We start from the raw sequence: 7,053 nt of genomic DNA, 5'->3' as shown, positions 1-7,053 counted from the left end.
TGGAGCCAAGGGCCATCAAACGGCGGCCCAGGCCCCACCGGTTATTGAAAATGCATCGCCACCAAGCTCGTGAGGAAATCCAACTATACGGACATCCGAAAAAGCTTAAGTAAGTGCCATTCGGGTCTGACCCCATAGGGGCTCCCAGCGCTGGCAAACCCTTACCGGAGTTGGGCGCCAGGCTCGACCCCGGGTTCGATCAATAGCGGGCTTCCGTCGGGGTACGATAGAGATCGAGCAGGTACTCCTCCTTGGCCGGCGGCATCTGCAGGTAGAAGCCCTTGTCGCGAATCGCCGCCATGACGTCGGCGGCCTTCGCCCGGCCCAGCGTCTTCTCCGGGGTGAGGATCAGGGTCATCGCCGGCAGTGGCCTGCCGAAGCGCTCGAGCAGTGCCTCGGGCACCTCGCCGAGCCCCTTGCGCTTGTCCACATAGAGATACATTTCGTCCAGGCGCGGGCTCTTGAATATCTCGCACAGCAGCTTGTCGCCCTTCATTCGATCGTCACTCATCCGTCATTCGCCTCGTCCAGGGCCGCCTTGAGCCCCATGTTCAATCGTTCGCCACGCCAGCCGCCGGGCAGCGGCAGCGGTTCGCCCTCGAGGTCGGCGGTCACCAGCGCCTCCAGGTCGCGCCGGCGCATCAGCACCTCGGGGGCCAACCCCAACGCCTCGGCCTCGCCCCTCACCACCCGCTTGAGGGCCTTGAGGCGCTTCTTGAAGTCCGGCGCCATCGGCGAGGGCATCGCCGGTGGCAACGCCTGCTCGTCGACATGCAGCGCCTCGCGCACCAGGGTCAGCAGCGCGTCGCCCTCGCGCTTGACCAGCGTCGGCTTGACCTCCTCGACCTGGGCCAGCTCGTAGCGGTTCTCGGGCAGCCGCTCGGCGATGGCGTAGAGCAGGCGGTCGTTGACCAGCCAGCCCCGCGGCACGTCACGGCGACGTGCCTCGCCCTCGCGCCAGGTGGTCAGCCGGCGGTAGGCCTCGATCTGGCGCGGCGAGAGCCGCCACAGCTGGCGGTTGCGCAGGTACCACTGGCCGTCGGCGGCATCGCTGCGGGCCGCCTGGGCGACCATCTCGCGGCAGTCGGCCTCGAGCCAGGCCATCCGGCCCTGCCGCTCGAGCGACTCGCGCTGGTGCTCCCACACCTGCACCAGGTAGACCACGTCCAGGGCGGCATAGCTCAGCTGGGCATCGCTGAGCGGGCGCAGCAGCCAGTTCGAGCGGGTCTCGTCCTTGGGCAGGGTCTCGCCGGTCCAGTGCTGCACCAGCCGCTGGTAGCCCATGGAGGGGTCTTCGCCGAGCAGACCCTGGGCGAGCTGGGTGTCGACCAGCGGGGCGGGCGGCACCCCGGCCCAGTGGGCGAAGACCTCGAGGTCCTCGCTGCTGGCATGCAGCAGCTTGAGCGCCCCCTCGGAGAGCAGGCGCCGGAAGGCGTCGGTGCACTCGACCTCGAGCGGGTCGACGACGAAGGCCGGGCCGCCGGCGGAGAACTGGATCAGTGCCGGCACCGGGTGAAAGGTGTTCTCGCGGAAGAACTCGGTGTCCAGCGCGATCACTTCCGCTCCGGCCACCTCGGCACAGGCGGCGTCCAGGGCGGCGGGGGTATCGATCCAGCGAATCTCGGGGGTCAGGGGCATGCGGCATCCGGCAGGCAGTGGGACGGGAAAGGGGATCAGTCGCCCTGGAACGGCAGGCGACCGTTGAAGGCACGGCTCAGGGTACCGCCATCGACGTACTCGAGCTCGCCGCCCATGGGCACGCCATAGGCCAGGCGCGAGAGCGTCACGCCCCGGGAGGCGAGCTGGGAGGCGATGTAGTGGGCGGTCGCCTCACCCTCCACGGTGGGATTGGTGGCGAGGATCACCTCCTCGACGCCGCCCTCGGCCGCCTCGCTTCCAGATACCAGGGCCTCGAGCTGGTCGAGGCCGATGTCCTCGGGGCCGATGCCATCCAGCGGCGAGAGGTGGCCGTGCAGCACGAAGTAACGGCCGCGATAGCCGCCAGCCTCCTCGATGGCCAACTGGTCGGCGGGAGACTCGACCACGCAGAGCACGCTGTCGTCGCGCCGCGGGCTTTCGCAGAGCGTACAGACCGCTTCCTCGGTGAGGGTGCGGCAGCGCCGGCAGTAGCCGACCTCCTCCAGCGCCACGCCCAGCACCTCGGCCAGGCGCCGGCCACCATCGCGGTCGCGTTCGAGCAGGTGCATGGCCATGCGCTGGGCGGTCTTGGGGCCGACGCCGGGCAACACCCGCAGCGACTCCATCAGTCGATCGACCAGGGGAGAGAAGCTCATTGGCAGCCCTTTCCGGCAGACATCAGAAAGGCATCTTGAAGCCCGGCGGCAAATTCAACCCCGCGGTGGCCTCTTCCATCTTTTCACGGGAGTTGGCCTCGACCTTGCGCACGGCGTCGTTCACCGCGGCAGCCAGCAGGTCCTCGAGCAGCTCCTTGTCCTCTTCCATGATACTGGGGTCGATGTCGACCTTGCTGACATCATGGCGGCCATTCATGGTTACCTTGACCATGCCGGCACCGGCCTCGCCCAGGACCTCGGCCTTGGCGACCTCCTCCTGGACGCGCTGCATCTTTTCCTGCATCTCCTGGGCCTGCTTCATCAGGTTGCCCATTCCGCCCTTCATCATGGGGGATTCCTCTCTTGGTCGTGTGAATGCCGCTGTGATCGGGTGCGGCGCCTCAGCCTCGTGCCTCGGCATCGGCCGGCTTGACCGTGGATTCGATCAGCCGCGCACCGAAGGCTTGCTGCAACTGCTGTACCTGCGGGTCGTTACTCAGCGCTTCAACCGCCTCGGCATGGCGCTCGGCGGCCAGGCGCTCGGCCTGCCGCCTGGGGGTCTCGATGTCCTCGGGGAGCGGCCCCTCCTCGATGCTGAGGCGGCGCTCGATGCCGATCGTCGCCAGTGCCTGGGTGATGCGTTCCACATGCACCTCGGCGTTCATCGCCGAGAGCGCCGGGTCGAGCCGCAGCAACAGCCGCTCGCCGTCATCGGCTTCGACAACGCAGTTCGCCGCCAGGTTGCGGGTCAGGCCGCCCAGCCCCAATGACTCGAAGCGGGCCAGCCAGCCGGCATGGTCGAGATGCCCCTCGACGCCCCCTGCCGAGACGGCGGGTTCGGGGGCCGAAGCCGCTGGCTCGGGCGTCAGGGGGGCCGGCTCGGGTTCCGGCGGCACCGGGGCGACCGGCTCGGGCGCGGTATCCGCCCCGCGCGCTGCGTGCCGCTCTTCCCAGGGCGGCGGCTCTTCCACCGGCGGCGGCTCTTCCGCTGGCGGCGCCTGGGGCTCGACCGGAGGCGCGGCTTCCGGGGATGACACGGGGGCCGCCGCACGAGGGGCCCCGGCGGCTGGCGCTTCCGCCGTGGCGGGCGCCTGCTGCGGCGCACTCGCCGCCGGCACGGCCGGGGCACCGGTCGCGGGCGACTCGCCGTCGCCATCGCCATCGCCGGCCCCTTCGTCGACATTACCCCCCCGCAGCGGCAGTGGCGTCTTCGCCGGCCGGGGCACGCCCTGGGGACGGAAGGCCAGCATGCGCAGCAGGGTCATCTCCAACGCCATGCGCAGGTCGGGGGCGTGCTCCATGTCGCCGCGCCCCTGGATGCCGATCTGGTAGTAGAGCTGCACGTCCTCGGCGGTGAAGCGGGCGGCCAGCTGAAGCAGCGCCTCGCGGTCACCATGACCGTTGTCCAGCGCCTCGGGCACCATCTGGGCGATGGCCAGGCGGTGCAACACACCGGTGACGTCGTCGAGCACCGCGGCGAAGTCGGGCCCCTGCTCGGCCAGGGCCGCGACCTCGGCGAGCACGCGGCCGGCGTCCACCTCGGCCAGGGCCTCGAGCAGGGCCAGCACATGACGGTGATCCAGGGTACCCAGCATGGCCGCCACGTCGGCATGGCGCACCTGCCCCTGGCCGAAGGCGATGGCCTGGTCGGTGAGGCTCAGGGCATCGCGCATGGAGCCATCGGCGGCCTTGCCCAGCAGCCACAGGGCGCTCTCCTCACAGGGCACCGACTCGGCCTCGAGGACCCGGGTCAGGTGCTCGACGATGCGCTCCGGCGCCATGTTCTTGAGGGTGAACTGCAGGCAGCGCGACAGCACCGTGACCGGCAGCTTCTGCGGGTCGGTGGTGGCGAGCAGGAACTTCACGTGGGGCGGCGGCTCTTCCAGGGTCTTGAGCAGCGCATTGAAACTGTGGGTGGAGAGCATGTGCACCTCGTCGATGAGGTACACCTTGTAGCGCCCCTGGGTCGGGGCGTACTGCACGTTGTCGAGCAGCTCGCGGGTATCCTCCACCTTGGTGCGCGAGGCGGCGTCGACCTCGATCAGGTCGACGAAGCGGCCCTCGTCGATGGCCCGGCAGCTGTCGCACTCGCCGCAGGGCGTCGAGGTGATGCCCTCGTCGCCCTGCCCCTGCGCCGTGCAGTTGAGGCACTTGGCGAGGATACGCGCCAGGGTGGTCTTGCCCACCCCGCGGGTGCCGGTGAACAGGTAGGCGTGATGCAGGCGCCCCTGGTCCAGGGCATTGACCAGCGCCCGCTGGACATGCTCCTGGCCGACCAGTTCATGGAAGGTACGCGGCCGCCACTTGCGGGCCAGAACCTGATAGCTCATGCAGCGCGGAATCCTTGCAGCTGGGCTGGCTGGCAGCCGGACTCGAGGATCGACGCCGCCCGGAACTCCCGCTGGCCACGCCGATCATGGGTATCGCCCTTCATTCTACCGGCTGGGGACGGGGTCGCAAAGCTCGGCTCCGCCCCCCCAGCGACGATCGAACACCTCGGCCGGCACGGGTCGGCTCAACAGGAAGCCCTGGTAGCGCTCGCAGCCCTGGCCCGCCAGGAAATCGAGCTGCACCGGGAGCTCGACCCCCTCGGCCACCACCTCGAGCCCGAGCCGACCGGCCATCGACAGGATGGCGGCCACAATGATCTCGTCGTCCGCATCGCCGGGCACGTCGCGAATGAAGGATTGATCGATCTTCAGCCGTTGCACGGGTAGACGCTTGAGATAGGCCAGCGACGAGTAGCCGGTGCCGAAGTCGTCCACCGCCAGCATCACGCCCAGCTCGCGCAGTTCGTGCAGCACCCCGACGCCCTCGTCGGCGTGGTTGATCAGGAACCCCTCGGTGATCTCCAGTTCCAGCCGCTCCGGCGACAGGCCGCTCTCCTGCAGCGCCCGGCGCACGTCGCCGACGATATCGCCGTTGACCACCTGGGCACCGGAGAGGTTGACGGCCACCTGCAGGTCGAGCCCGCGCTGCTCCCACCGACGTGCATGATGGCAGGCCACGTCAAGCACCCAGCGCCCCAGCGCATGACTCAGCCCCGACTCCTCGGCCAGCGGGATGAACCGCTCCGGCATGATTGTCTCGCCCTCCTGCGAGACCCAGCGAATCAGTGCCTCGGCGCCGAACACCCGGCCCCCGTCGACGAAGGCCTGGGGCTGGAAGTAGAGTTGCAGCTCGTTGCGCTCGAGCGCCCGGCGCAACCCCACCTCGATATCGAAGCGCTCCCGGCTCTCCTCTCCCAGCGCCGCGGTGTAGCGCTGCCAGGTGTTGCGCTTGAGGGCCTTGGCCCGATACATGGCGGTATCGGCGTTGCGGATCAGCGCCTCACTGGTCGTGCCGTCCTCGGGAAACAGGCTGATGCCGATGGAAGCCCCGATGAAGATCTCGTGCCCCCCGACGTGGAAGGGCTCCACCAGCGCGCCGATCAACTGGTGAGCCACTCCATCGGCCTCCGCGGGGGCCGACAGGCGCTCGATCACCATCAGGAACTCGTCGCCGCCCAGCCGACCCAGCTGGTCCCGGTCGCGCAGTACCTGCGACAATCGCCGGCCAACCGCCCGCAGCAGGCGGTCACCCAGGGGGTGGCCAAGGCTGTCGTTGACGCCCTTGAAGTGGTCCAGGTCGAGGAACAGCACGGCGAGCCGGGACCGCTCCGCCGCCGCCACCTCCAGCGCCGCCTCGAGACGCTGGCTGAGGTGGAAGCGATTGGGCAGCTGGGTGAGGGCATCATAGTGGGCCGACTCCTCGAGGCGCCGGGCCTGCTCGTCGATGCGCGACAGCAACGGCTTGAGCACCCGGGCCGTGACCAGGGCCCCCAGCAACATCATGATCAGGGTGGCCAGCAGCGGCCAGTACAGCACCCTGAAGACCTCGGCATAGAAACTGCCGGCCGGCAGCTCCACCAGCAACCCCCAGCCCGGCGTCGACATGGGCACAGCGATCAACACCTGCTCGCCATCGCCCATGCCGGTCCTGTCGACCCCGGACTGCCCTGCGGCCAGGGCCTGCACCCTGGCCTGCTCCAGTGCATCCGGCTCCCGGGTCAGGGGCGCTCCGTCATCGCCGGCACCCAGCAGGGTCCCGCTCTCCAGCGCCACCAGATACCGGCTCGCCCCGGGTCCGACGCTATCGGCACCGGCCAGCAGCGCCAGCAGGGTATCCATCCGGAAGTAGAACAGCTCGGTGCCGATGGGCTCACCGCCCGGGGCGATGATCGGCGCCGCGACCTCCAGCACCAGCGACTCATCCACCCGCACCAACCGGGCTGGCGAACTCGTCTCGCTCTCACCGGGTGGCACTTCCCGCGGCGCCTGCGGGGTGCGGCCGAGTGCCAGCAGCGGCTCCCCCGCGGGGCCCAGGCGCACCACCCCGACGATCTCGTCGGACTGGACCATGGCATCGCGCAGCCGTGGGGCACTGTAGGCGACCAGCCAGGAGCGACTGGATTCACCGTCGACATGGGACACCAGACGCCGACGAATCTCGTCGTCGCTGGCCACCTGTCGAGCCAGATCCTCGAAGTGACGCAGCTGATGGTCCAGGGCACCCGCCTGGGTCTGGAGGCTGGCCAGCGTGGTGGTTTCCAGCCTGTCTCGGGTGACATGAAAGAGCGGCACCGCAGTACTCGCCCCTACCAGAGCGCCCGTGGCCAGGATCCCCATCATGGCCAGTGTCACGATGCGCCGCTGCGCCTGCGTCACCCCGCCCCCCATCCCCTCTTGCACTCCTGCGGCCGATGGAGTCGATGCATGAA

6 protein-coding genes are annotated in these 7,053 nt (G+C 69.3%); all 6 read right to left on the bottom strand.

Annotated elements, in window-relative coordinates; all coding sequences use genetic code 11:
- Positions 1-199: 199 nt before the first annotated feature.
- Complete coding sequence (locus tag MKP05_RS18950) at positions 200-511, bottom strand: YcgL domain-containing protein (protein ID WP_110283727.1); 312 nt, start codon at positions 509-511, stop codon at positions 200-202.
- Positions 508-1,638 (bottom strand): ribonuclease D, encoded by a 1,131-nt coding sequence (gene rnd / locus MKP05_RS18945; protein WP_240569713.1) that lies wholly within the window; start codon positions 1,636-1,638, stop codon positions 508-510. The genes MKP05_RS18950 and rnd overlap by 4 nt, the downstream gene beginning before the upstream one ends.
- Before the next feature lie 35 nt (positions 1,639-1,673).
- Positions 1,674-2,294: a recombination mediator RecR gene (recR, locus tag MKP05_RS18940; protein ID WP_110283725.1), complete on the bottom strand. Its 621-nt coding sequence runs from the start codon at positions 2,292-2,294 to the stop codon at positions 1,674-1,676.
- A gap of 22 nt (positions 2,295-2,316) precedes the next feature.
- Positions 2,317-2,643, bottom strand: coding sequence for a YbaB/EbfC family nucleoid-associated protein (locus MKP05_RS18935; RefSeq protein ID WP_110283724.1), 327 nt, complete (start codon positions 2,641-2,643; stop codon positions 2,317-2,319).
- 52 nt (positions 2,644-2,695) lie between these two features.
- A complete protein-coding gene (gene dnaX / locus MKP05_RS18930; protein WP_240569711.1) occupies positions 2,696-4,624 on the bottom strand; it encodes a DNA polymerase III subunit gamma/tau in 1,929 nt (642 codons plus the stop codon).
- A 105-nt stretch (positions 4,625-4,729) separates the two neighbouring features.
- On the bottom strand, positions 4,730-7,000 hold the full coding sequence (locus MKP05_RS21900; protein ID WP_240569709.1) for a putative bifunctional diguanylate cyclase/phosphodiesterase: 2,271 nt from the start codon (positions 6,998-7,000) through the stop codon (positions 4,730-4,732).
- Positions 7,001-7,053 lie beyond the last annotated feature (53 nt).

Origin of the sequence: Halomonas flagellata (assembly GCF_022487945.1) — a bacterium.
GTDB classification, from domain to species: Bacteria; Pseudomonadota; Gammaproteobacteria; order Pseudomonadales; family Halomonadaceae; genus Halomonas; species Halomonas flagellata.
Note: the sequence above shows the minus strand (reverse complement) of the source record. Positions and strands in the feature narration are given on the sequence as shown.

Excerpts from the sequence above, each read along its gene's own strand:
- MKP05_RS18950 (WP_110283727.1), bottom strand. The coding sequence starts at position 511 with ATGAGTGACGATCGAATGAAGGGCGACAAGCTGCTGTGCGAGATATTC.
- rnd (WP_240569713.1), bottom strand. The coding sequence starts at position 1,638 with ATGCCCCTGACCCCCGAGATTCGCTGGATCGATACCCCCGCCGCCCTG.
- recR (WP_110283725.1), bottom strand. The coding sequence starts at position 2,294 with ATGAGCTTCTCTCCCCTGGTCGATCGACTGATGGAGTCGCTGCGGGTG.
- MKP05_RS18935 (WP_110283724.1), bottom strand. The coding sequence starts at position 2,643 with ATGATGAAGGGCGGAATGGGCAACCTGATGAAGCAGGCCCAGGAGATG.
- dnaX (WP_240569711.1), bottom strand. The coding sequence starts at position 4,624 with ATGAGCTATCAGGTTCTGGCCCGCAAGTGGCGGCCGCGTACCTTCCAT.